At 65.3% G+C, this 20,588-nt stretch carries 24 protein-coding genes; 13 read left to right on the forward strand and 11 right to left on the reverse strand.

All coding sequences use genetic code 11. The features are described from left to right. Positions 1-30 precede the first annotated feature (30 nt). On the forward strand, positions 31-1,287 hold the full coding sequence (gene tgt / locus AB6732_RS15025) for a tRNA guanosine(34) transglycosylase Tgt (protein ID WP_370961027.1): 1,257 nt from the start codon (positions 31-33) through the stop codon (positions 1,285-1,287). Between the two features lie 201 nt (positions 1,288-1,488). On the opposite strand, the gene AB6732_RS15030 is transcribed toward tgt, so the two are convergent. Continuing rightward, positions 1,489-2,802 carry an MFS transporter gene (locus AB6732_RS15030; RefSeq protein WP_370960706.1) on the reverse strand — a complete coding sequence of 438 codons (1,314 nt, stop codon included), beginning with the start codon at positions 2,800-2,802 and terminating at the stop codon, positions 1,489-1,491. Positions 2,803-3,015: 213 nt separating this feature from the next. Between AB6732_RS15030 and AB6732_RS15035 the strand changes: the two genes are divergently transcribed. Then, positions 3,016-3,678, forward strand: a complete 663-nt coding sequence (locus AB6732_RS15035) for a hypothetical protein (RefSeq protein ID WP_370960707.1) — start codon at positions 3,016-3,018, stop codon at positions 3,676-3,678. 305 nt (positions 3,679-3,983) lie between these two features. On the opposite strand, the gene AB6732_RS15040 is transcribed toward AB6732_RS15035, so the two are convergent. The 3 genes from AB6732_RS15040 to AB6732_RS15050 form a co-directional block, all read right to left on the reverse strand. Beyond that, entirely contained in the window at positions 3,984-4,775 is a 792-nt protein-coding gene (locus AB6732_RS15040; protein ID WP_370960708.1) for a cation transporter, read from the reverse strand. Beyond that, positions 4,772-5,098, reverse strand: coding sequence for an ArsR/SmtB family transcription factor (locus AB6732_RS15045; protein ID WP_370960709.1), 327 nt, complete (start codon positions 5,096-5,098; stop codon positions 4,772-4,774). The genes AB6732_RS15040 and AB6732_RS15045 overlap by 4 nt, the downstream gene beginning before the upstream one ends. 102 nt (positions 5,099-5,200) lie before the next feature. Then, positions 5,201-6,022, reverse strand: coding sequence for a helix-turn-helix domain-containing protein (locus AB6732_RS15050; RefSeq protein WP_370960710.1), 822 nt, complete (start codon positions 6,020-6,022; stop codon positions 5,201-5,203). Between AB6732_RS15050 and AB6732_RS15055 the strand changes: the two genes are divergently transcribed. The 5 genes from AB6732_RS15055 (at position 6,021) to AB6732_RS15075 (ending at position 9,629) form a co-directional block, all read left to right on the forward strand. Next, positions 6,021-6,992 (forward strand): hypothetical protein, encoded by a 972-nt coding sequence (locus AB6732_RS15055; RefSeq protein WP_370960711.1) that lies wholly within the window; start codon positions 6,021-6,023, stop codon positions 6,990-6,992. The two genes, AB6732_RS15050 and AB6732_RS15055, sit on opposite strands and share 2 nt — an antisense overlap. Positions 6,993-7,157: 165 nt before the next feature. After that, positions 7,158-7,532 carry a nuclear transport factor 2 family protein gene (locus tag AB6732_RS15060; protein WP_370960712.1) on the forward strand — a complete coding sequence of 125 codons (375 nt, stop codon included), beginning with the start codon at positions 7,158-7,160 and terminating at the stop codon, positions 7,530-7,532. 73 nt (positions 7,533-7,605) lie between these two features. Then, positions 7,606-8,286 (forward strand): DUF998 domain-containing protein, encoded by a 681-nt coding sequence (locus tag AB6732_RS15065; RefSeq protein ID WP_370960713.1) that lies wholly within the window; start codon positions 7,606-7,608, stop codon positions 8,284-8,286. Positions 8,287-8,536: 250 nt separating this feature from the next. After that, positions 8,537-8,866: a hypothetical protein gene (locus AB6732_RS15070; protein WP_370960714.1), complete on the forward strand. Its 330-nt coding sequence runs from the start codon at positions 8,537-8,539 to the stop codon at positions 8,864-8,866. A 355-nt stretch (positions 8,867-9,221) separates the two neighbouring features. Continuing rightward, positions 9,222-9,629, forward strand: coding sequence for a DUF6264 family protein (locus tag AB6732_RS15075; RefSeq protein WP_370960715.1), 408 nt, complete (start codon positions 9,222-9,224; stop codon positions 9,627-9,629). Between the two features lie 299 nt (positions 9,630-9,928). On the opposite strand, the gene AB6732_RS15080 is transcribed toward AB6732_RS15075, so the two are convergent. From AB6732_RS15080 to AB6732_RS15090, 3 genes are all read right to left on the reverse strand, one after another. Further along, positions 9,929-10,360, reverse strand: coding sequence for a hypothetical protein (locus AB6732_RS15080; protein WP_370960716.1), 432 nt, complete (start codon positions 10,358-10,360; stop codon positions 9,929-9,931). A 59-nt stretch (positions 10,361-10,419) separates the two neighbouring features. Continuing rightward, positions 10,420-10,614 carry a hypothetical protein gene (locus AB6732_RS15085; RefSeq protein WP_370960717.1) on the reverse strand — a complete coding sequence of 65 codons (195 nt, stop codon included), beginning with the start codon at positions 10,612-10,614 and terminating at the stop codon, positions 10,420-10,422. Positions 10,615-10,699: 85 nt separating this feature from the next. Continuing rightward, entirely contained in the window at positions 10,700-11,146 is a 447-nt protein-coding gene (locus tag AB6732_RS15090) for a hypothetical protein (protein ID WP_370960718.1), read from the reverse strand. A gap of 821 nt (positions 11,147-11,967) precedes the next feature. On the opposite strand from AB6732_RS15090, the gene AB6732_RS15095 reads away from it, so the two are divergent. After that, positions 11,968-12,375, forward strand: coding sequence for a DUF6264 family protein (locus tag AB6732_RS15095; protein WP_370960719.1), 408 nt, complete (start codon positions 11,968-11,970; stop codon positions 12,373-12,375). A gap of 119 nt (positions 12,376-12,494) precedes the next feature. Here the strand turns inward: AB6732_RS15095 and AB6732_RS15100 are convergent, their stop codons facing one another. Beyond that, complete coding sequence (locus AB6732_RS15100) at positions 12,495-12,689, reverse strand: hypothetical protein (protein ID WP_370960720.1); 195 nt, start codon at positions 12,687-12,689, stop codon at positions 12,495-12,497. Between the two features lie 900 nt (positions 12,690-13,589). Next, entirely contained in the window at positions 13,590-14,195 is a 606-nt protein-coding gene (locus AB6732_RS15105; protein WP_370960721.1) for a flavin reductase family protein, read from the reverse strand. Positions 14,196-14,261: 66 nt separating this feature from the next. Between AB6732_RS15105 and AB6732_RS15110 the strand changes: the two genes are divergently transcribed. Further along, positions 14,262-14,978 (forward strand): ArsR/SmtB family transcription factor, encoded by a 717-nt coding sequence (locus AB6732_RS15110; RefSeq protein ID WP_370960722.1) that lies wholly within the window; start codon positions 14,262-14,264, stop codon positions 14,976-14,978. 37 nt (positions 14,979-15,015) lie between these two features. On the opposite strand, the gene AB6732_RS15115 is transcribed toward AB6732_RS15110, so the two are convergent. Then, a complete protein-coding gene (locus AB6732_RS15115; RefSeq protein ID WP_370960723.1) occupies positions 15,016-15,741 on the reverse strand; it encodes a queuosine precursor transporter in 726 nt (241 codons plus the stop codon). A gap of 321 nt (positions 15,742-16,062) precedes the next feature. Between AB6732_RS15115 and AB6732_RS15120 the strand changes: the two genes are divergently transcribed. The 4 genes from AB6732_RS15120 to AB6732_RS15135 all read left to right on the forward strand — a co-directional run bounded on the left by AB6732_RS15120 (position 16,063) and on the right by AB6732_RS15135 (position 19,732). Beyond that, positions 16,063-16,935, forward strand: coding sequence for a hypothetical protein (locus AB6732_RS15120; RefSeq protein WP_370960724.1), 873 nt, complete (start codon positions 16,063-16,065; stop codon positions 16,933-16,935). Continuing rightward, positions 16,932-18,326, forward strand: coding sequence for a hypothetical protein (locus tag AB6732_RS15125; RefSeq protein WP_370960725.1), 1,395 nt, complete (start codon positions 16,932-16,934; stop codon positions 18,324-18,326). The genes AB6732_RS15120 and AB6732_RS15125 overlap by 4 nt, the downstream gene beginning before the upstream one ends. A gap of 4 nt (positions 18,327-18,330) precedes the next feature. Next, positions 18,331-18,759 carry a hypothetical protein gene (locus AB6732_RS15130; protein WP_370960726.1) on the forward strand — a complete coding sequence of 143 codons (429 nt, stop codon included), beginning with the start codon at positions 18,331-18,333 and terminating at the stop codon, positions 18,757-18,759. 124 nt (positions 18,760-18,883) lie between these two features. Next, positions 18,884-19,732, forward strand: coding sequence for a hydroxymethylpyrimidine/phosphomethylpyrimidine kinase (locus AB6732_RS15135; protein ID WP_370960727.1), 849 nt, complete (start codon positions 18,884-18,886; stop codon positions 19,730-19,732). Between the two features lie 101 nt (positions 19,733-19,833). Here the strand turns inward: AB6732_RS15135 and AB6732_RS15140 are convergent, their stop codons facing one another. Continuing rightward, positions 19,834-20,316 (reverse strand): SRPBCC family protein, encoded by a 483-nt coding sequence (locus AB6732_RS15140; RefSeq protein ID WP_370960728.1) that lies wholly within the window; start codon positions 20,314-20,316, stop codon positions 19,834-19,836. Positions 20,317-20,588: the final 272 nt, after the last annotated feature.

A 20,588-nucleotide genomic window follows, 5' to 3' on the forward strand; every position in this document is an offset into this window, starting at 1 on the left:
GGCAGGGTGTCTTCCACCGCTGAATCCCTGATCGATCCCGCCGTCCCCGAGCGCGAGCCTGCCCGCCAGGAGGATTTCGGCTTCACGGTCGGGACCCGCTTGGCGGATGCCGAACCCGGCAAGCACGGCCGCACCGGAACCATCAGGACGCCCCACGGCGAGATCCAGACCCCGGCGTTCATCGCCGTCGGCACCAAGGCCACAGTGAAAGCGGTGCTGCCCGAGTCCATGAAGGAGCTCGGAGCTCAGGCACTTCTCGCTAACGCGTACCACCTGTACCTCCAGCCCGGTCCGGAGATCCTGGACGCCGCCGGCGGGCTCGGGAGGTTCATGAACTGGCAGGGCCCGACCTTCACCGACTCGGGCGGGTTCCAGGTCATGAGCCTGGGGTCCGGCTTCAAGAAGGTCATCAACATGGACGTGGTGGACAACTCCGGTCCGGACGACGCGGTGGCACCCGGCAAGGAGCGCCTGGCCCATGTGGACGAAGATGGCGTCTGGTTCAAGAGCCACCTCAACGGCGACAAGCACCGCTTCACCCCGGAGATCTCCATGCAGGTGCAGCACCAGATCGGCGCGGACATCATGTTCGCCTTCGACGAGCTGACCACCCTCCAGAACTCCCGGGCCTACCAGGAAGAATCCCTCGAGCGCACGCGCCGCTGGGCGGAACGCTGCGTCACGGAGCACTTCCGCCTCACCGAGGAGCGCGCCGGCAAGCCGTACCAGGCGCTGTTCGGCGTCATCCAGGGCGCCCATTACGAGGACCTGCGCCGCAAGGCCTGCCGTGACCTCGGCGCCATGAACTTCGACGGTTTCGGGCTCGGCGGAGCGCTCGAGAAGGAGAACCTCGGGACGATCGTCGGCTGGTGCGCCGAAGAGCTTCCGGAGGACAAGCCCCGGCACCTTCTCGGCATCTCCGAGCCGGACGACATCTTCACGGCCATCGAGAACGGGGCGGACACCTTCGACTGCGTCTCCCCCACGCGCGTCGCGAGGAACTCCGCGTTCTACACGCCGGACGGGCGTTTCAACCTCTCCGGCCGTAAGTACAAGGCGGATTTCGGCCCCCTCTACGACGGCTGCGACTGCTACGCCTGCGCCAACTACACGCGGGCCTACATCCACCACCTCTTCAAGGCCAAGGAGATGGTGGCGGCCACGCTCGTCTCCATCCACAATGAGCGCTTCGTGGTGAAGCTCGTGGACGACGCCCGCCTCGCCATGGAGTCCGGCGACTTCGCCGCGTACAAGGCGGAGACGCTGGGCCGGTACTACTCGGCCTGAGCGCCCCCGCCAGCACTCGCGAGAAGCCAGCTGAGCACAGTCCGCCACTTCAGGACTGTGCTCAACTGGCTTCTCGCGAAATTGACGGGAGACGACGACGGCGCGCGGCCGCCCGGCTGCCGTTGGACCGTGGGGGGTGGTCCGCTCAGCCGGGTGCCACACGCCGTCGTACGCTAGACGCTGCGTGGGGGGATCGCAGCGTCAGTCGAGGTCTTCCGGCCGGTCCTTCGGCAGGAAGAAGATGTACACCACGAGCGAAAGCGCGATCGTGATGGTCACGTAGGTGAAGAGCCATTCCTTGTGTCCCTGGGCGGACAGCCATTCGCCGATCAGCGGCGTCGTCCCACCGAAGAGCGAGTTCGCCACCGCGTAGCCCAGGCCCACGCCGAGGGCGCGCACCGAGGACGGGAACAGCTCGGCCTTCATGATCGCGTTGACCGAGGTGTAGTTCACCACGATCAGCAGTGCGGCGACCATGAGCAGGAAGGCCGGGAGGGGGTCATGCACGGTGGCCAGGGTCGACATGATCGGCCACGTGAACACGGTGCCCAGCACGCCGAACACGATGAGCAGGGTCCGGCGTCCGATCCGGTCGGAGAGCAGACCGAACAGCGGCTGGATCAGCATGAACAGCAGCAGCGCCCAGAAGTTGATGACCGAGGTCTGCGCCTTCGGGATGTGGGAGACGTTGTTCATGTAGCTGAGGATGTACGTGGTGTAGAGGTAGAACGCGCACGTGCCACCCATGGTGAAGAACACCACCACCAGGAACTGCTTCCAGTGCTTCGTGAAGAGGAGCTTGAGGGTGCCCGGCTGGGCGCCATCCGAACGGACCGCTTCACGCTGTTCGGTGGAGATGGTCTCGTCCATGGTCCGCCGCAGCCACAGGACCAGCAGTGACGCGACCGCGCCGATCGCGAACGGGATGCGCCAGCCCCAGTCGTGGATGGCCTGCTCGCCCAGCGTCTGCTGGAGGATCACGAGGGTCAGGAGAGCCAGGACCTGGCCGCCCACCAGGGTCACGTACTGGAAGCTCGAGAAGAAGCCGCGCTTGCCGCTCACTGCCGCTTCACTCATGTAGGTGGCGCTCGTGCCGTATTCACCGCCCACGGAGAAGCCCTGGAGCAGTCGCGACGCGTACATCAGGACGGTCGCCCAGACGCCGATCTGCGCGACGGTCGGCAGCACGGCGACCAGGAGAGAGCCGACGCCCATGAGGCTGACAGACACGGTCAGCGCGGCACGGCGTCCCCGGCGGTCCGCGAAGCGCCCGAAGAACCAGGAGCCCACGGGCCGCATCAGGAACGTCAGGGCGAACGTGAGGTATGCGTCGATCTGTGCCTGCGCCGGGTCCTTGCCGTTGAAGAAGGAGCTCGCGAAGTAGGAGGAGAAGGCGGCGTAGACGTAGAGGTCGTACCACTCGATCAGATTGCCGGCCGAACCTTTGAGGATGTTGGCGACGGCACGGCCCATCGTGGGCTGCTTCGCCGGTGGGGCAAGACGTGTTCCTGACATACCGTTGCACCTTTCCGCCGCCACGCGCCGATGCGCCGCAGCCGCGGGCCACGCTACCCCCGCGTGGCCCCGGTCACGGTGTATTGGTCATATTGGTCACAGCTGCGACTGAAAAGGGGCGACGGCGGGTGTGCGGTGGGCGCGACGGCGGGGCCGCGGCGGCGGGGCGGAGGGGCCGCGGTGGGCCGGGGCCCCTGCCAGTAGGCTTCACGCATGGGGAACACCGCGGGTCAGGGCAACACGGCGTACGACGGCGACGCGGCACCCGGCAGTGCCGCGGCTCAGCCGCCGGTCATCCCGGGGCTGCGTCCGGAGACTCAGGAGTTGCTGGCGGCGCGGTATGGAGCGTCGGACAGTCAGGTTGGACGTCCGGCTGGGCGATACGGTCGTCAGCCCGCGGTGCGGTACCCGGTCAAGGCGTTCGTGAGAGGTTGGCTCGCGGCGTACGGGACACTGGTGGCTCTCGCGCTGGTCGCAACCGTCGTCACGACCGTGATGACGCTGAGCCCCCCAGCGGGTCCAACGACCGGCGCGGCGCCTTCACTTCCTGAGGCTGTCGGCAGCAGTCTCATGCTGCTCGTGTACGTCCCGTTGTTCGCGGCGCTTCCAGCGCTCTTCGTCGGGGTTCCGGCCGCCCTGGGCGTGGTCTTCGCCCTGCGGAACGTGCGGAACCAGTGGTGGCATGTTCTCGGATTCGCGGTCGCCGGGTTCCTCACCCCGATGCCCGCACTGCTGTTCATGGGGCTGGGCGGTAACGCCGAGAGCCCGGGCGCCTTGCTCCTGTTGGGCGGCGCCGGGGCGCTGTGCGCCGTCGTCGGGCGCCTGGCGATCTGGAAGCTGGTCGAGGTGACACCGGCTGAGGCGCCGGCCCCGTAGCCCGGTTGGCGACGCTGCCATTACGGATCATCGTGTCCCAGACGGTAACGCGCGCCGAGTCCGCGATCGCCGACATTTTCGGGCACCCAGCTTCTAAAAACCTCAGTACTAGCGTTGATGCCCAGAAGTTCAACGGGGCAGAAACGCCCCGCGAGAGGTTTCGGCGCTGTCCACCTCATGACTCACGTTTCTGGCGCCGCGCGCAGTCTCTGAAAACTTCCACCGCCGCAGAGCCGATCAGTGCGCCAGAAACGAACGTTTGCGACGCGAAATCGGCGAACTGCCCCAACCTCCCGCAATCGGGTCTAACTGGCGGTGTTCCGGGAGGGCGGGAGAACCGTGATTGAGGACTTCATTGGTTCCTGCGCACAGCACGAGCACCCGTGATCGGTCGCACTCTGGGTTCCGCTTGAAGGCGCCGGGGACTCGACTGTGGCGCAACAGTTGTCGGCATCGCCCTCATTACCACCACCAGGCACCGCACAGCAGATGTCGCCTTTCCAGGCGTTGAGGCCTTCCTTGACTGCGATACCGGCGATGATCAGCGCGGCCCCGGCGTCAGCCCACCACCAGCCAAACAGGCTGTTCAGCAGCAGCCCCACGAGAAGGACCGCGGAGAGGTAGGTGCACAGCAGAGTCTGATGGGAATCAGCGACCGCGGTCCGGGACCCGAGTTCCCGGCCCGCCCGGCGCTGCAGCCAGGACAGAACCGGCATGATGGCCAGACTCAACGCCGCGATCACGATCCCGACAGAAGAGTGCTGGGCCTCCCCGCCTCCCAGGAGCGAGCGGATCGAATCAACCGTCACGAACAGCGCCAGGGCGAAGAATGACAGGGCGATCAGGCGCAGCGTCAGGTGCTCTCGCCGTTCGGGGTCCTTGGCCGAGAACTGCCAGGAGAGCGCAACAGCGGAGCTGACCTCGATCACCGAGTCCAGGCCGAAACCGATCAACGCCGAAGAATCAGCCGCACCTCCGGCCCAGAGCGCCACGACCGCCTCGATGACGTTGTAGGTGATGGTGGCCGCAGCGAACAGGCGGATCCTGCGCATCAACACCAACCGGCGATCCGGGGTGAGCGAGACCAGGGCGCTCATGCGACACACGTCCCGTCGGGGGCGCAGCACTCCGGATCCACGGCCAGGACCACACCGAGCAAATCCCGTAGCGCATGCCCTAAGCGTTGATCCGCGAGCTCGTACCGGCTCCGGCGACCGTCAGGGACCGAGACGACCAGACCGCAGCCCCGCAGGCACGCCAAGTGATTGGACATGCTTTGCCGCGTCACACCGAGCACCTCAGCCAGATCCGAAGGGTAAGCCGGCGCATCCGCCAGGGCCAGCAGAATCCGCGCCCTCGTAGCATCCGAAACGGCGTATCCGAAACGGGCCAGGACCGGGGCATGCGTCAAGGTCTCCATACCTCAACTGTACATCGAACGATGAATTCACACACCCCTGAACTAGTAACTCCGCCCGATGCGAACGGATGCGTCAGAAACGATCGATATCGACTCATGCCCCTACTGCCGGAGAACAGAGTTTGCAGTGCTGGCGATCGCGCGCCGCAACGCTCGTGCGTCTGCGAATCCTGCGGCCTGGGCGAGTTGGGTCAGGGTCATGCCTTTGCCCGGGCCCGTTCGAGCAAGAGCTAAGGCAATTTCAACGCGTCGCCGGCGAATGTGGTCGGTGACTCCAATGTCGGCGAATCTGCGTTGGAGGCTTCGAGCGGAGACGCCCAGCATGTCCGCGATCATGTGCGTGTTCAGGGCTGGGTTCGCGGCGCTCACCTCGATGATGTCGAGTGCTCGATCGTGGAGGCTCCGCCGGTATTCGTGGGTGAGCTGGCCGATGCTCAGGGCGGCGGTTCTGCGGTAGAGCTCTTCCAGGAATCGTGCCTGGGCGTGGCTCTGCTCGATCGGCAGCTGAGGCGACCGTCTGGTCACGGCCGCGCCCAGGACTGCGACGTCGCCCCAGAGCGGGTCGGTCAGCATGATCGGCACCTGGGCGAGACCTAGTGCCTGAGTCAGCGCTCGAATGTCCGGGTTTCCTCCTTCGGCAATGACAACTAGGAGCTGCATGCCCTTGGTCGTGAGGGTGACGGCTCCGTCGACTCCGACGAAAACAGCGACTTGTTCCCGGGAAAGGGAGCTGTTTGCGCCCCCGTACTCGAGGTTCGCCTCGCCCTGGACTGGGAGAAGGACCACATCATCCATCACGTTCAGGAAGACCCTGAACTTCGCGGCTCTGACGTGCACGAAATAGTTGCGAACCCCTTCGTAGGGTGCTGCCGCATTCTCTACGACGGCACCGGGCGGGATGTCGAAGTCGCCTCGTTGATCCATGGTTCTCCTTGTCAGCCTGTCGCGAATTGGCGCATCTTTGTCGGCGCTTGCTGTTGGCCGCTATTTGGTGGTGGGCCTGGTGGCAAGGTCGCTTTCAGGCCCAGGTACTCACACTTCCATCGAGCAGCGGGCGGTTCAGCTCCGAGAGAAAGAAATCACGATGTCAGAGAATCCACAAGAGAAGCACCGCACCGTCGCGCGGCGGACGGTGACCCGGGCTGCAGCTTGGTCTATTCCCGTGATCGCGGCAGCCGTTGCGACTCCGGCCCAGGCAGCTTCTGGCCCGACCCCTGTGCGACTGGTGGACGTCGCCGCACTCCCGGTCACTGTGGTCAGTGCCTCTGACGCTCCTGTGGTAATGACGATCAATGGCACTCCTCAGCCGACGTACCGCCCGACCCTGGACAACGGCGGAACCGGGACGACCATCACCTATCGGGCAACCTTTACGATCACCAACAATCCCTCCAGCACCGAGCCGTTCCCCGTCGACGGCGCGATGTTCTCCTTCGGGTACCACGATTCGGCGCAATTGGGGCTCTCGACCGGTCCGAATAAGCTTTTCTCGTTCATGGACGCTCCCAACCGCGACATCAACCTCACTAAGGTCACCCCGGGCTTCACCTATGGCTATTTGAACACCTACCGGTACGGGCCGGACATGTTCGACTATTCCGTCTATGAAGGCGGTTACGTCACATCGAACCGTTACAGCTTCAACCTGCCGGCGACGATCCCGCCGGGCGGGTCCCTGACGTTTTCCTTCGACTACACCGTGCACGCCCTGCCCATTCACGACATCCAGGCGGCCTCGGACGTCGCGGCCCCGGTGACCGTGACGAACACGGGCCGGTCGGGGGCAGGCGTTTCGGCTAGTGGAACGGCCGCGGGGTGGATCGACACGGACTCCAGTAATAACAGGGGCCTGGAAGCTCCCGGCGGATACCAGAACTTCACCTACCTGTCCTGACACCGTGGCGCGACGAAGCACCTGATCGGGCACGAAGCGACTGGCAGCCCTTAGAACCCCTCACGGGTCATTCGCGGAGCTAGCCAGCGAGTCATGGATCAATCGATCCGATTACTCCACGAAAGGGAAATTTCGATGACACAGCGTGCTGAACTATTTGCACTTTTGGGTTCGGAAACCACCTCGTCAACGTTCTTCGAGCACGTCTCGGACACGGTCCAGTGGACGGTGATGGGCACCCACCCCCTCGCCGGCCTGTACACGAGCAAGCAGGACTTCTTCGATGCCACCTTCGCAGTGCTTCCGGGCCTGATGCGCAATGGCCTGACCCTGAAGGTCGAGCGCTTCCACGACGCCGACGAGTACGGCATCGTGGAGCTCCGCGCCGAGGCCACCACTCTGGAAGGCGTGCCCTTCGATAACCGCTACTGCTGGGTCTGTCGATTCGAAAACGAGGTGATCGTGGAAGTCCGGGCCTATCTCGACTCCGCAATGGTCGCCTACGCCATCGGCCGCGGAAACGCCACCACCACCCACTGACCGACAACCAGTGGCCCGGGAGCCCCACCCTGCTCCCGGGCCACCCCACCAACGGTCCTCCAAGAGAGAGGTCATGGCGAACACCCGAGCCCCCACAGCACACGGAACACCGTTCGAACGATCGGCCTTCTCTGGACGATCGCCCCACTGCGGTACGTGCTCTGCGAAGCAGTCGCAGCCTCCGCATTTCCCTGGATATGACTACGCCACCTTCTACATCAGCGACCTCGGCGCGCCCTCCATCGGCGAATTCCAAGGCCGAATGCTCCATTCGATCCTTCCAGCCGTCATGAATGCCGGATTCATCGGTTCGGGTGTGCTCTTCTACTTCGGAATGCTCTTGTTTGTGCCCTTGCTCGAAAACACCGGCGCAGCAGCCGTATTGCTGATCTTCGGCATGCTCCATGCCGCGGGAATCGCCTTCGTCGGCCTGGTCAACGGGTCCCCGGAGAACGAGAAGCTCGGACTTCTCGCCATCCATGGCCTGAGAGCCATCTCCGCGATCGTCGCGGGCAACCTCGCCGCGATCACCAGCCGCTTCACCCTCGCCGAACTCCGACCACCGGCCTGGTACCGAGGGGCCGACCCCATCCTGGGCCTCTGCAGCGCTCTGCTGCTGGTCCTACATGCAGGCCTTCCTGACGGGACCTGGGAACGAGGATCGGTCTACACCTTCATGGTCTGGGAACTCCTCACTGGCCTCACCTTGACCTTCCTCTTCTCATCCCACACGTCCCAACTCTCTCGCCACTGACTCTGGCCCGGCACAGATTTGGTTCCTCGCGTCGATGGGGGCGCGAGGAGCCAAGCACCACACCGTCAACGACGACGACACCACTTGAGTGCCCTGTGGGGGTCGGCACTCGAGCTGCACGGACAACGATCTCCTGACGGAACCGTGCAGGGCTGCGCTCTCCATCCCTAGATCACTGGAGCAGCGCAGCCACCCCGGAGCTTCGTCCTTCGCCTCGGGCGCATCAGTATGACTCAGAAAGTAGTAAAGCGTGGTTTGTACCCCGGAGGAGCGGCAGAGAGTATCCGAGGACGTCGGCAACCTCCTGTTCCAGCTCATCACCGACATCACCGCAGCGGAAACCGCGATCTTCAGAGGCTCGTCCGAGACAGAGATGCTTTTGGACTACATCAGCACTACGGGCCGAACCATCACCAGACTGGAAGCAGCAGCCGCAATTCTCGATTATGCCCGGCACCACGGGGCTGGCCCATACACCGCCGAAGAACTGACTCAGGCGCTCCCTTACGATCAGGCTCTTATCGACAAAGTCAACCGAAAGCTCATGGCCCACAACATCCTCAGCCCCGATCACCGGTGATGAAGGCAACCGTTCGGCCTTCTCAAAGCCCAGTACGCGCCTCACCGTGAAACTCTTCGCGCCCATCCTCAACCCCTACACCGGCACGCCAGCTCTCGTAGAAGCAGCAAGCGACGACTATCTCGAGGCAAAAGAACAACTCGGCTGGCTACTGGAGGCCCTTGCCAGCCAACCGGCGGCCGTCGATTCACCTCGAAGCTAGGAGTGAAAGCAGGCCGTGGAACATCGCTGTCGGCAGGCGCCGGCGCGTCAGAAACGACCGTCTCTGACGCAGCGATAGTCGCCCCAAACCGGATGCCAAGGCCCTGCCGGCGCACTCCCCGACGGGCGGGCGGTGCCATGCCATACTGTCGCCATGACGATACAGCCACCACCGGAATTCTCCGGCCCCGTGGGGGCAGGGTCTTGGCCGGGCATTCCCAAGCCTGCCAGGTCAGGTGCCCAGACCGCTGACCTGATCGTCTCGATCAGCCTGATCATCGTCGGCGTCGTCGGATTCGCATACCTCGGATTCCTGACTCTTTTTCTCTCGATGATGTCTGACGGCTGTTACGCGGACCGATGCAATACCGGCCTGATGTCGGCCGGATGGTTGATAGCCCTCGCTCTACCGCCCGTCATCTTTGTTGGAGCGGTCATCTGGACCATCATCCGACTCGTCCGTCGTCAAAGCGCTTGGTGGGTCACCCTTGCAGGGGCCTTCCTCTCCATCCTGATCTGGGCAGCCGGCGCCGGCCTCATGCAAGCGGGCCTCGGACGCTGAGGGGTCGATTCACCACCTTTCAATAGGACGTGGCGCAAGGTGAAGTACCCCCCCAGAACCGTTGCCGACGTCGTGGTACGTGATCGGTTCGGTGTTCTCCTACAGCCTGGAGCCGGACAATCGCGCCAGAGAGCTCTCACACCTGAGCGCTGATCTGCTCACCGCTGTGGGCCGAGAGTCGGTGGTGGTCGATCTTGCAGAGGTCTGGTCACCTGCACTGGCTACAGCGTGTTCGACGACGTCGGCGCATCTCGGGACCTGCACACGAATGCCGTCGATAGGAAACCGCGAATTGCCTCCTAGTAGAACTGGATCTCAGCGGCGGCCCTTCTCAGGCGTTCGCGCTTGGTTTCCGGCGGGCGCGATGAGAAGTCGGCGCCTGAGTCGGCTGCTTCACTTGCACGCTCGGCGAGGTCTCGGACCAGTGCCCCGAGCAGTAGAGCGAGACCACTCTTGAGTTCTTCCAACGAGGTGTTCGTGATGTCCAGCCGACGGTCGCTCAGGATGAGTTCAACGTCGGGGTATCCAGCTGCGGCGAGGTGCCCGGCGCTGGCGACTTGGGCCATCAACCGCCTCTCCGCGGGGGTAGGGCGGCGGGACAGAATCGCTGGAACTGTGTACTTTTCCACCCGCGGGTCTTCCTCGACCCCGTCCCGGATGCCGGAGAACAGAACTCCTTGGAGACGCAGTGGTTCCAGGGAAGTTGAACGGCCGTCGCTTGTAGTCGTCATCGAAGTGTTCCTCCCGTGGTCACGTTGGAAGAGGTCGCGTACCGGTTGTCGAAGCCGCCTCACGGAACGAGCCGTTCAGATGGCAGAGGTTTCAGGTCGCCAGACCCCGAGACGCCTCCCGTAATGGTCCAGCTCTGATCGCCAGGATCCTCCACCAACACCAGGTTGGGCCCGGCCCGGAACTGGCCGGAGGCCTCGTGCTGACCGAAGTCCGGCCACACCATGGGGTCCTCGACCTTGGTGGTGGATGTCATCCGTCCGTATTTCCTGATCATGATGCTCCTCGGCACTGATCGGAGGGGCGTAGACCGGTTGGTCGCACGCAGGTGATGCGGGCGACTAAAGCCGGGACCAAGCACTGCTGACGAACGAGATCTCGGCGGCGGCAGCTTCGACGTCGCGCAGTCTCCGCCCCTCCTCGTCTGCCAGAACGCTCAGGCGCTCGGTCTGCAGCGCCCACTCTTCTTGGACTTCGGAGGAAATCTGAGCGAGGAGGTCGGCAATGACCACGGCGAGTCCTTGTTTGAGTTCGTCAAGACTCGTGTTGGTGATGAACAAACGCCGGTCAGAGACTTGCAGTTCCACTGCCGTGTATCCGGCCTCGTCCAGTGTCCGCCGCGTTTCTGGCGCACCGAGCAGAAAGAGTTCGCGGGTTTCAGGGCGTCGAGTGAACACTGCTGCCACGGTGTAACGAGACGGGGCGCGGTAGGTGCCGAGTTCGGGGGGAAGAGCGGAGGCGAGGACCCCATTGAGTGCAAGAGGTTCCCTGGGATGTTCAGTTGTCATGACGGATTCCGCCGTTTCGTATCGATGCGCTGTCGATTCCACGGGGTGGGTGGCGGCGTGATGATCGCGGGCTCAGCTGAGCAGGCGAGATGCTATTCGTTCACCGGGTGGGCGTCGTCATGCCCGCCCTCGTTGTCCCAACCTTCGGTCGCGTTCTCGTCACTACGACGATCGGCCCGATCTTCTGGATCGGACTCCAATTGCGCGGAATCATGCTGAACATTCGAGGGTGAGTCTTTTCCGTCACGGTCTGGATCACCCGACATATTTCGAGTCTACGCCCGTCCATGGTGGCTGGCTCGATCCAGATCGAAAAATGGGGAAGCAGAAGTGGTCTGGAACAGTAAGAACGCCAGATGGGGCGTTAAGGCATCGCGCGGGCGACCGGCCCGGGGTCGACCCCAATCTACATGTCTGCAGCGACACGGAAACGATCTCTTGTGGCGCGTGCGGTCGATGAAGTCCTCGAGTTTCGCCATGGGCTCTTCTGTCGGGGTCGCCGGTTCCACCTCAGAATTTGCCCTGGGCGAAAGTATGGACCATCTCCGGGCACACGAGCCGACAAGTCACCAGCCGGCCCGGGGGCCCGTTGAACAACCGACCAAGGGTGAATAGGACGCGCGTTCCGGGGCGCCGCAGCATTACTCGGATGCGATGCCGTTGACTTCGGCCCTGAGGCTCGCGTCCGCGGCGCGCACCAATTTTGACCCATGAGTCAGAAACGACCGTTTCTGACTCAGCGATTGCCGCCCCGAACCGGACGACGAGACCGTACCGGCGCATTCCCTGCCGGGCGGGCGATGCCATGCCATACTGTCGCCATGACGGTACAGCCACCACCGGATTTCTCCGGCCCCGTGGGGGCAGGGTCTTGGCCGGGCGTTCCCCAGCTGGCCAGGTCAGGTGCCCAGACCGCGGACCTGATGGTCTCGATCATCCTGATCATCATCGGCGTCGTCGGATTCGCATTCCTCGGATTCCTGCCCCTTTTCCTCTCGATGATGTCTGACGGCTGCTCCGCGAATCAATGCAATACCGGCCTGATGTCGGTCGGTTGGCTGATAGCTCTCGCGGTACCGCCCGCCGTCTTCGTCGGAGCGGTCATCTGGACGATCATCCGCCTCGCCCGCCGCAAGACCGCTTGGTGGATCACCCTTGCCGGCGCCTTCCTCGCGATCCTGGTCTGGGCAGCCGGCGCCGGCCTCATGCAAGCGGGCCTCGGACGCTGACGACGCCGTTCCCCACCTTTGGCCAGGTCGCCACGGGAATGGCCCGTGCGGGCGACACGATCTGGAGCTCCTACCTGCGCCAGGCGGAAGCTCCAGATCGTCTATGGGTTGCGGTGCGTCTACTTCTGAAAACTCTTGATTCCTGCGGCGGTGCCGGCTGCAGCGGTCGGCGCCAGCACAGTGAAAAAGATGCTCAGACCGCTTTGGTGTTCACCGAGCAGGTTGCGAATCACAGCGGTCACGACGCCGATCGCCAGCCCAAAAAGAAGCCAGAGCAGTGTCCGGGACAGTGGGTTGCGGGGAGTTTTCGTCATGGCAGGCTCCTAGCAGCTGGTGGCGCTCTGGACTCCGGAAATGATAGCCCCGGTGAGTGCGCCAATGACGACTCCGGGCACACCGGCGCCAGCGCCGGTGACGACGCCGCTGCCCATACCCCACAGGAGATTATTGAGGGCGCAGTTTTGGTCCACAACAGTGCGCACGGTGGCTTCCGAAGCTGTCGAGGTCCACCGGTACACCACGTCTACCTGCTGTGCGTCGTTGCTCAGGGTGAACCTGAGAGCATAGTGAACGCCATTGATCGTGAAACTGAGCCGGCGTGGAATCGATAACCTTCCCTCGGGAATCCTTGGCCTGCAGAGACCCGCCCTGCCCGAGGGAGAAGGTCGCACCCGTAGCGTTCAGCCGCACGACCTTTTGCCCGTTCACCCGTGCGACGAATGAGACAACGTAAGGTTCGGAAGGCTTAGGAGCCGAAGGCTTGATCGTCAGGTCGGTCGGCGACTTGTCCTCTACCGACACGGACAGGGCCTGTGTGTCAGGGCCGGCTCCCCTCGCGTTGCCGGCACCCTCCACTGTGGAACTTTCGCCCGCTGTGCTCTGAGGATGGGTGGCATATCCCAAGCCGAAGGATCCAACTCCGATGGCCAGCGCAAGAGCCGCGGCGCCGAGAGTCCTAGATGTCTCGTTCATATCGTGCTCCAATCTGGCTGACCGGGTTCCGGCCCGCCGCGTCGTGAGGTGCGTAGTGCGGAACATCAATGACCTATGTAAAGGTCATCTTTCACTCTATGAGTCGCCTGCGAGCAGACAGGCCATCCCGAAGGATGACTCCCGCGACCCGCCAGCAACAACTTTTTGATTCACCAAGCCCTCCATTCGACCCACGCTTTCCTCTGCCCGAGCGGTTCGACTATCCGCCCTGGTGGTTCGGTTCAGGCTTCGACTCTGAAGTTGGCGCCGACGGCGGCGCCTTGAGCGAAGTAGTGCCGGAAGGTGTAGTACAGCGGAGTCCATCGCTGGACGTCGATGTGGGACGTGCCCGGGATGATGATCGGCTCGTGGGCATGCGTTCTCACGATCCGGGCGTGGACGACCATAGCGTCGTCGGCGTCGTCGAGCGGTGTCGTGCGAATGACCCTGGCCTCAATCTGCACCGGACATTGCGCAATCCGGGCTGGAGCCACACACTCACTCGGCAAAGGGGTGAAGCCACCGAGCCCCCATTTGTCGGGCTCGTGGCGGTACGCAGGACGCTTGGCGTCAGGCACGACGGCGGATCCGGTGGTCGGGGCGATGCGTTCAATGGCGGCGGCCGCATCGTGAGAGGGCAGGTTGATCACCAGCTCAGGGTGCTCTTCCAGGTTGCGCAGCGCCTGCCCGCCGCGGCCCAGGCCGAGAACGTACGTGCTGCCCAGGGCCCACCCGGACGAGATGGGGGTGATGTTCGTCGTCCGTCCGTCGGGCATCAGAGTGCTCAGCAGCATCACCGGCGTTCCGAAGTAGTGCACTGGAGGCGAGATCACGAGTGAAGAATCCATGGCCTGAAGTCTGGTGCCGGAACACTTCGGCGCTGTCCGAATCATGGTCGGCCTACACTCGGTGGCATGAACAGCGTGAGCAGGCCGGACCTCGCAGGAACCGCAGCCCTCCTGGCGAACCAAACACGGGCGTCGATCATGATGAGCCTGCTGGATGGCCGGGCATGGACGCCCACGGAACTCGCGGATGCCCTCACCATTGCCCGCCCCTCAGCCACTGAACAGCTCCACCGCCTGGTCGACGCCGGGATGCTCACCGAGGTCCGGCAGGGCCGCCACCGGTATGTGCGCCTGGCGAGCCCCGCCGTAGCGGATCTCGTGGAGTCGCTCGCGGCCTTCTCCCAGAAGACAGAACCGGCTGCCGCTACGCTTCGGTCGCAACGTGCCGACAAGGTGCTGCGCGAGGCGCGTACTTGCTACCGCCACCTGGCGGGACGACTGGGCGTTGCCCTGACCGATGGAATGCATCGTCTCGGTTATCTGCACCCCTCGTGGACCCTGACCGCGGCAGGTCATGCTTGGTTCGAGACACTCGAGGTCGACCTTCCGATGAGTTCCTCGCGCGCCTTCACCCGCCCCTGTCTGGACTGGACCGAACGGAGGGACCACCTCGCCGGCACCGCTGCGGAGGCTTTGCTGGCAACCTTCATCCGCCGGCAATGGCTCGTGCACCTCGGCAGCGCCCGGGCCCTGCGACTCACGCCCGAGGGATCCCTGGCTCTCCGTCCCCTGCTCGAAGTCCCCTGGTCTCAGAACGGCGCCCCGCCGTCGTCGTCCGCCTGAACATCAGGAGGCTCGCCGACGCGACGCCGTCCCCGCCTCAGGCTCCGTAGCTCGGTTCGCGGCGCTTGATCGCGCGGATCACCAGTGCGGTGACGGGCACGAGCGCATACTCCACCAGGGTCTTGTAGAGGAACCCGACCAGGACGTAGTTGATGAACGTCGGCGCGTCCGAGATGCCGATCACGGGCGCCGCGATGGAGCAGAAGATCAGCGTGTCCACGAACTCGCCCACACCGGACGATCCCATGAGGCGCGCCCACAGGGTCTTCTCCCCCGTGCGGGCCTTCATCTTCACCAGGATCCACGAGTTGATGGTCTGCCCGGCCAGGAACGCCAGGAGCGAGGCCAGCACGATCTGCGGGACCGGGCCGAGCGCGCCTTCCAGGGCGGCCTGCTTGGCGCGGCCGTAGTCGTCATCGAAGCCGGGCAGCGCGATGATCACCCAGTAGGACAGGGAGGCGAACACGGAGATCGCGAATGTGGTGATGATGGCCTTCCGTGCCACCTTGAAGCCGTACACCTCGGAGATCACATCGCCCAGCACGTACGCGAGCGGGAAGAGGAAGAAGCCGCCGTCCGTCACCACCGGCCCGATCACCACGCCCTTGGACGCGCCGATGTTGGACAGGATCACGATCACCGCCATGATCGCGAGCAGGATCCCGAAGAACGGGCTGCCGATGGAGGCGTAGCTGGCCTTGACAGTGGAACTGGAAGCGGCGCCCTGCTGGGAGGGCGGCACGGCGGTGTTCTCGGCGTTCATGTGATTCTCAATTCAGGTGAAGGGCCGTCAGCCCCACGACGTGCGCGGCAGCGTCGGGGTCGGGCCCGGAAAGTGGTTCGCCAGGGCCCTCGGGCCCCGCTGTATTAGCACTTGGAGGGATCCCGGCTCGGCGGAATCCCCTCGGTATTCTCCCACGACACACGAGACCGGCGCAGAGTGGGCGCGGGCTCCGGCACCTACCGGGCTGCGCGGCCCCGCCCCCGATGGGCAGCGCTCCCCATGTCCCGTCCGTCGGCGTCGTAGTACGGTGACCACAAACCCGGCGATCAGACGCCGAGGCGACGAACCCCCGGAGACGACATGACAGCCGCGATGACGGATCACTCGCTTGACCTGAATGTGCTCAGCTGGGCGCTCGCTGTGGAGAAGGCGTCCAGAGCCGCGAGCACGCAGCCCCCGGCGGAAACCCTGCCGGATCCGCTCGCGGCTCTCACCGACGACCAGCGGCAGGCGCTCGAAGCTGAGCTTCGCTCCGCGGGCCTCACGGACGACGACGGCGCCCTCACCCCGGACTGGCAGCAGACTCTGACGCGGGCGGCCGAAGCCCCGCTCACCCTCGAGCTGGTGGCGCGGAGTTCCGGCGTCTCAGTGCACTGCGACGTGAGCCTGGCCGGTGGCTCCGGACTGGCCCGGACCAGCTCGCGAACGGTGCGGGAGCTGCCGGACGGCACGGTCACCACCGAGACGGTCGGCGAGCGCATGGCCGTGACGGCGTTCTCCGAGGAATCGCTCTGGGCGGTCGTGTCTGCGGCACTGCCGGACGTCCCCGAACTGACCTCCACCGCGATGCCCTCCGTCGACCGGGAGGAACGTCTCCCCGTCACGGCGTCGGAGCTGGCCGCGGTGAACGCCGCCACGCGGGCCACGGTGCAGCTGTCCGTGGCCGCCGGCCGGCAGATCGCCACCGGCATCCCGGACCCCGGTTCCCCGCTGTACCGCTCGGTGCACCTGTGGCTTCTGACGGATCGCCTGTTCGAGGTGCGGACGACGCCCGCCCGGCAGGTGGACGGCAGCGGCGACGGTCAGGGCGGCGCGGGGGCCGCACCGGAGGGCCGGCCCGGCGTCGTGCTCATCCCGCAGGAACCCGGAACCCTGGCGCGGCAGCTGGTCTGGGATGTCCTCGGTGCTCAGCAGTTCCTGAGCAGCGCCGCGGAAGGCGGTGCGCGCTCATGAGCCTGTTCGGAATGGACGTGGAGCAGGGCAAGACTTTCGGCAAGAAGCTCGACCAGGGCGCCGACCGGCTGGCGCAGCTCAGCAAGGACATCAGCTCCTCACTCGCTTCCTCTCCCTGGAAGGGGCCCGATGCGGACGGTTTCAAGAGCGAGTGGAACGGCCACCGGCACACGCTCACCGCGGCGTCGCACGCCCTGCACGCCGCGGCCCGGACCATGCGCGAGCAGGTCCGCGAGCAGGAGGTGGCCAGTAAGAACGCCGGCGACGGCCGGCCGCACGGCGGGGGCGGCGGGAATCCGTTCGAGCAGGCGTGGAACTGGGTCATCAACGACTCCCACTCCCCCGTGCACAACGTGGTCTCGGCGCTGAGCCAGGAGGCGTCGGCGCTCGGGAACTTCGGGCACATGGCGTGGAACTCCCTGATCCACGGCGAGCCGCCGTCGCTCACCGAGCTGGTCGCTGGAGGGACGCTCCTGGTGGGGTCCACCCTGAATCTCGCGGCCACCACCAATACGCTCGGCCTCGCCAACCCGCATCTCTTCGACGACGGCACCCCCTACGCCGGGGATCCGCAGTTCGTGGGCGTCTACGATCCGGCGTACCACGGCAAGCAGCCCCCGCTGATCGACGGACATCAGAACACCCCGCTGCCGACCAACCTGGCCAACATCCTCCGCGGGGTCACCGCCACGTACGACGACACCGGGAAGTCAGGCGTCCCGGACAACGCCGTCCGCATCACGGCGGTCGACAAGGGCGACGGGCCGGCATACATCGTCAGCATCCCCGGAACGCAGAACTGGAACCCGCTGTCCGGTTCGGACCCCATGGACCTCACCGGAAACCTCGAGACCGCCTCGGGCGACCTCTCCACCATGAGTCAGGCCGTGCGGCTCGCCATGGAGAACGCCGGCATCCCCGAGGGAGCCCCCGTCATGCTCGTCGGCCACTCGCAGGGCGGCATGACTGCGGCGGCCCTCGCCGCCGATTCGGGGTTCCGGGACCGGTTCAACCTCACGAACGTCGTCACGTACGGTTCGCCGGTGGACTCCACCCACATCCCGGACAGCGTCAACACCCTGGAGATCCAGCACGCGAACGACGTGGTGCCACAGCTCGATCTGGGGAACGCGAAGCCCATCGGCCCCGTGCTCCTGCCCTGGACGAGGGACAACAGCGGCACCGTGGTCACCCTCCCGAATCCCCCCGGGTCTGGTCCGTTCGACGCCAAGGGCAACCACGACTTCAACAACTACGCGAATTCGGTGGAGCGCTATGCGAACACCTCCGACCTCTCCTCTTACCAGAACGACCCCTCGACCCAGCGCTTCATCACCGACGATCTCAGCCAGGTGAGTTCGACGGTGTCCAACATCGGCCGGAGACAATGAACCCATGAGAAGACTGAAACTGATCCTGCTCGCGGGAACTCTGATCGCGCTGCTCAGCGCGTGCACGGGCGGGGCGAAGCAGGACGACGGCGCGCTGGCTCAGAAGTACAAGGCCTCCGTCGCGTCGCTCCCGCACGTCTCCTCGGTGGACAGCCAGTACTCGACCAAACAGGGCATGGGCCGGACCGGCACCGTCGACATCAAGGCGGACACGAGCGACGACGCCGCGCTGAAGGAGCTCATGCGGCAGGCCTTCCCGGCGATCGTGAAAGCCGCGGACGGCGACCCCGAAGCGTCATTGACGATCCTGGTGACCGCTGCGGACGGCTCGGGCTCCTACTCGCCGACCGTGCTCGGCTATTCGGGCGGGAACACCCTCAGCAGCTACCGAGAGTTCCTCAAGGCCAACCCGAACCCCGGCATCGCGGGCTGACGCAGCGGCGGACACGACGCGCGTCGAGGGTCAGAGGGCGCCTGCCCGTCTGACTCATCGCCGTCGTCGTCCCCTGTCCACCCGCACAACGCGAGCGGGTGGCGCGCAGTGGGAGGATGGTGCCATGACGTCGACCGAACTGCATTCCGAATCCCCCGCCATCGCGCTGACCATCGCCGGTTCCGAGGCGACCGGCGGCGCGGGTGCCCAGGCCGATCTGAAGACCTTCCAGGAACTGGGCGTCTTCGGCATCGTGAACCTGACCTGCATCGTCTCCTTCGACCCGAAGGACAACTGGAACCACCGCTTCGTGCCGGTGGACCAGCAGGTCATCGCCGACCAGCTCGAGGCGACGACGGCGGCCTACGGTCCCGAGTCGGGCGCCGGGAGCGTGCTGGACACCGTCAAGATCGGCATGCTGGGCAGCCCCGCCACGATCTCCACGGTCGAGACGGCGCTCCAGGGCGGCGGATTCCGGAACATCGTGCTGGACCCCGTGCTGATCTGCAAGGGCCAGGAACCGGGCCATGCCCTGGACACCGACCAGGCGCTCAAGGCCCAGATCCTGCCGCTGGCCACCTTCGTCACCCCGAACCACTTCGAGTCCGAATCGCTCTCCGGCATGACCATCTCCACGGTCGATGACCTCGTGGAGGCCGCGAAGAAGATCCACGCCCTCAGCGGCGCCGCCGTGCTGGCCAAGGGCGGCGTGCGCCTGGCCGGTGACGCCGCCGTCGACGTCTTCTACGACGGCGAGACCCTGGAGATCCTGTCCGAACCCAAGGTGGGGGACGTCGCCGTCTCCGGCGCCGGCTGCTCGCTGGCCGCCGCCGTGACGGCCGAGCTGGCCAAGGGCGCCACTCCGCTCGAAGCCGCGCGCACCGCCAAGGCCTTCGTGACCCGTGGCATCGAGAACCGCGTGGCCTCCGGAGCCCCCTTCACCGCACTCTGGCAGGGCGGCGCCGGCGCCTGACCCCGGCCCACCCCTCCGCGAGAGAACAGATGGCGCCCCTACCCGGCCTGGGTAGGGGCGCCATCTGTTCTCTCGCGTGGGGAGGCGTGGGGAGGAGCCGTCTAGGAGCTGGTCACGACCTCGTTGAGGCTCGCGAGGCCCGATTCGAAGTCCTTGCCCACCATCTTGTCCATGTTGAACAGCTTCGCGAAGATCTTGGAGAACAGCGTCTTGTTCTCGCCGCTCATGGTCCAGGTGACCTTGGTGCCGTCGCCCTCCGGCACGAACGTGAAGAGGGTGTGGTTCTCGTTCTTGAAGGGCTTGAGGAAGTTGAGGCGGATGTCGATGGAACCGGAGCCGTCGGTGCTGCCGGCAGGTTCGGTCACGCCCTCGATCAGCATGGCGCCCGCCCCCGCCTTCTTCCCCTCCCACGAGTATGCCGCGCCGCGGCCGGACTCGGGGCCGCTGTAGTTCTTGGTCATCGCCGGGTCGAGCTTCTCCCAGGGCGACCAGGCGCCCCAGAGGTGGAAGTTGTTGACGTGGGCGAAGACGTCCTGGGGCGCGGCCTGGATGAAGGCGCTGCGGGTGACGGCGAAGGTGCTCATGCGTTCAGCTTAAGCCCCGCCACGAGCGCCGTCACGGGTGTTGTCGCCCCGTGACCAGGATGGCCCGCGACGCCGGCGCGCCCGCCGCCGTCGAACGCCGACGCTGCCTTCCGCCGAACACCACCGCTGCCTGCCGCTGCGTCAGCGCAGCGGCCAGAGCAGGGCCCGGATCCCTCCGTCCGGTTGCTCCGGGACGGGCGGCGGCCAGGGGGAACCACCACCGCACACCCGGTCTCCTGCCGGCAGTCCGGGCCAGCTCGCACTTCCGGACG

Source organism: Arthrobacter sp. RCC_34 (assembly GCF_041360795.1).
Lineage (GTDB): Bacteria > Actinomycetota > Actinomycetes > Actinomycetales > Micrococcaceae > Arthrobacter_E.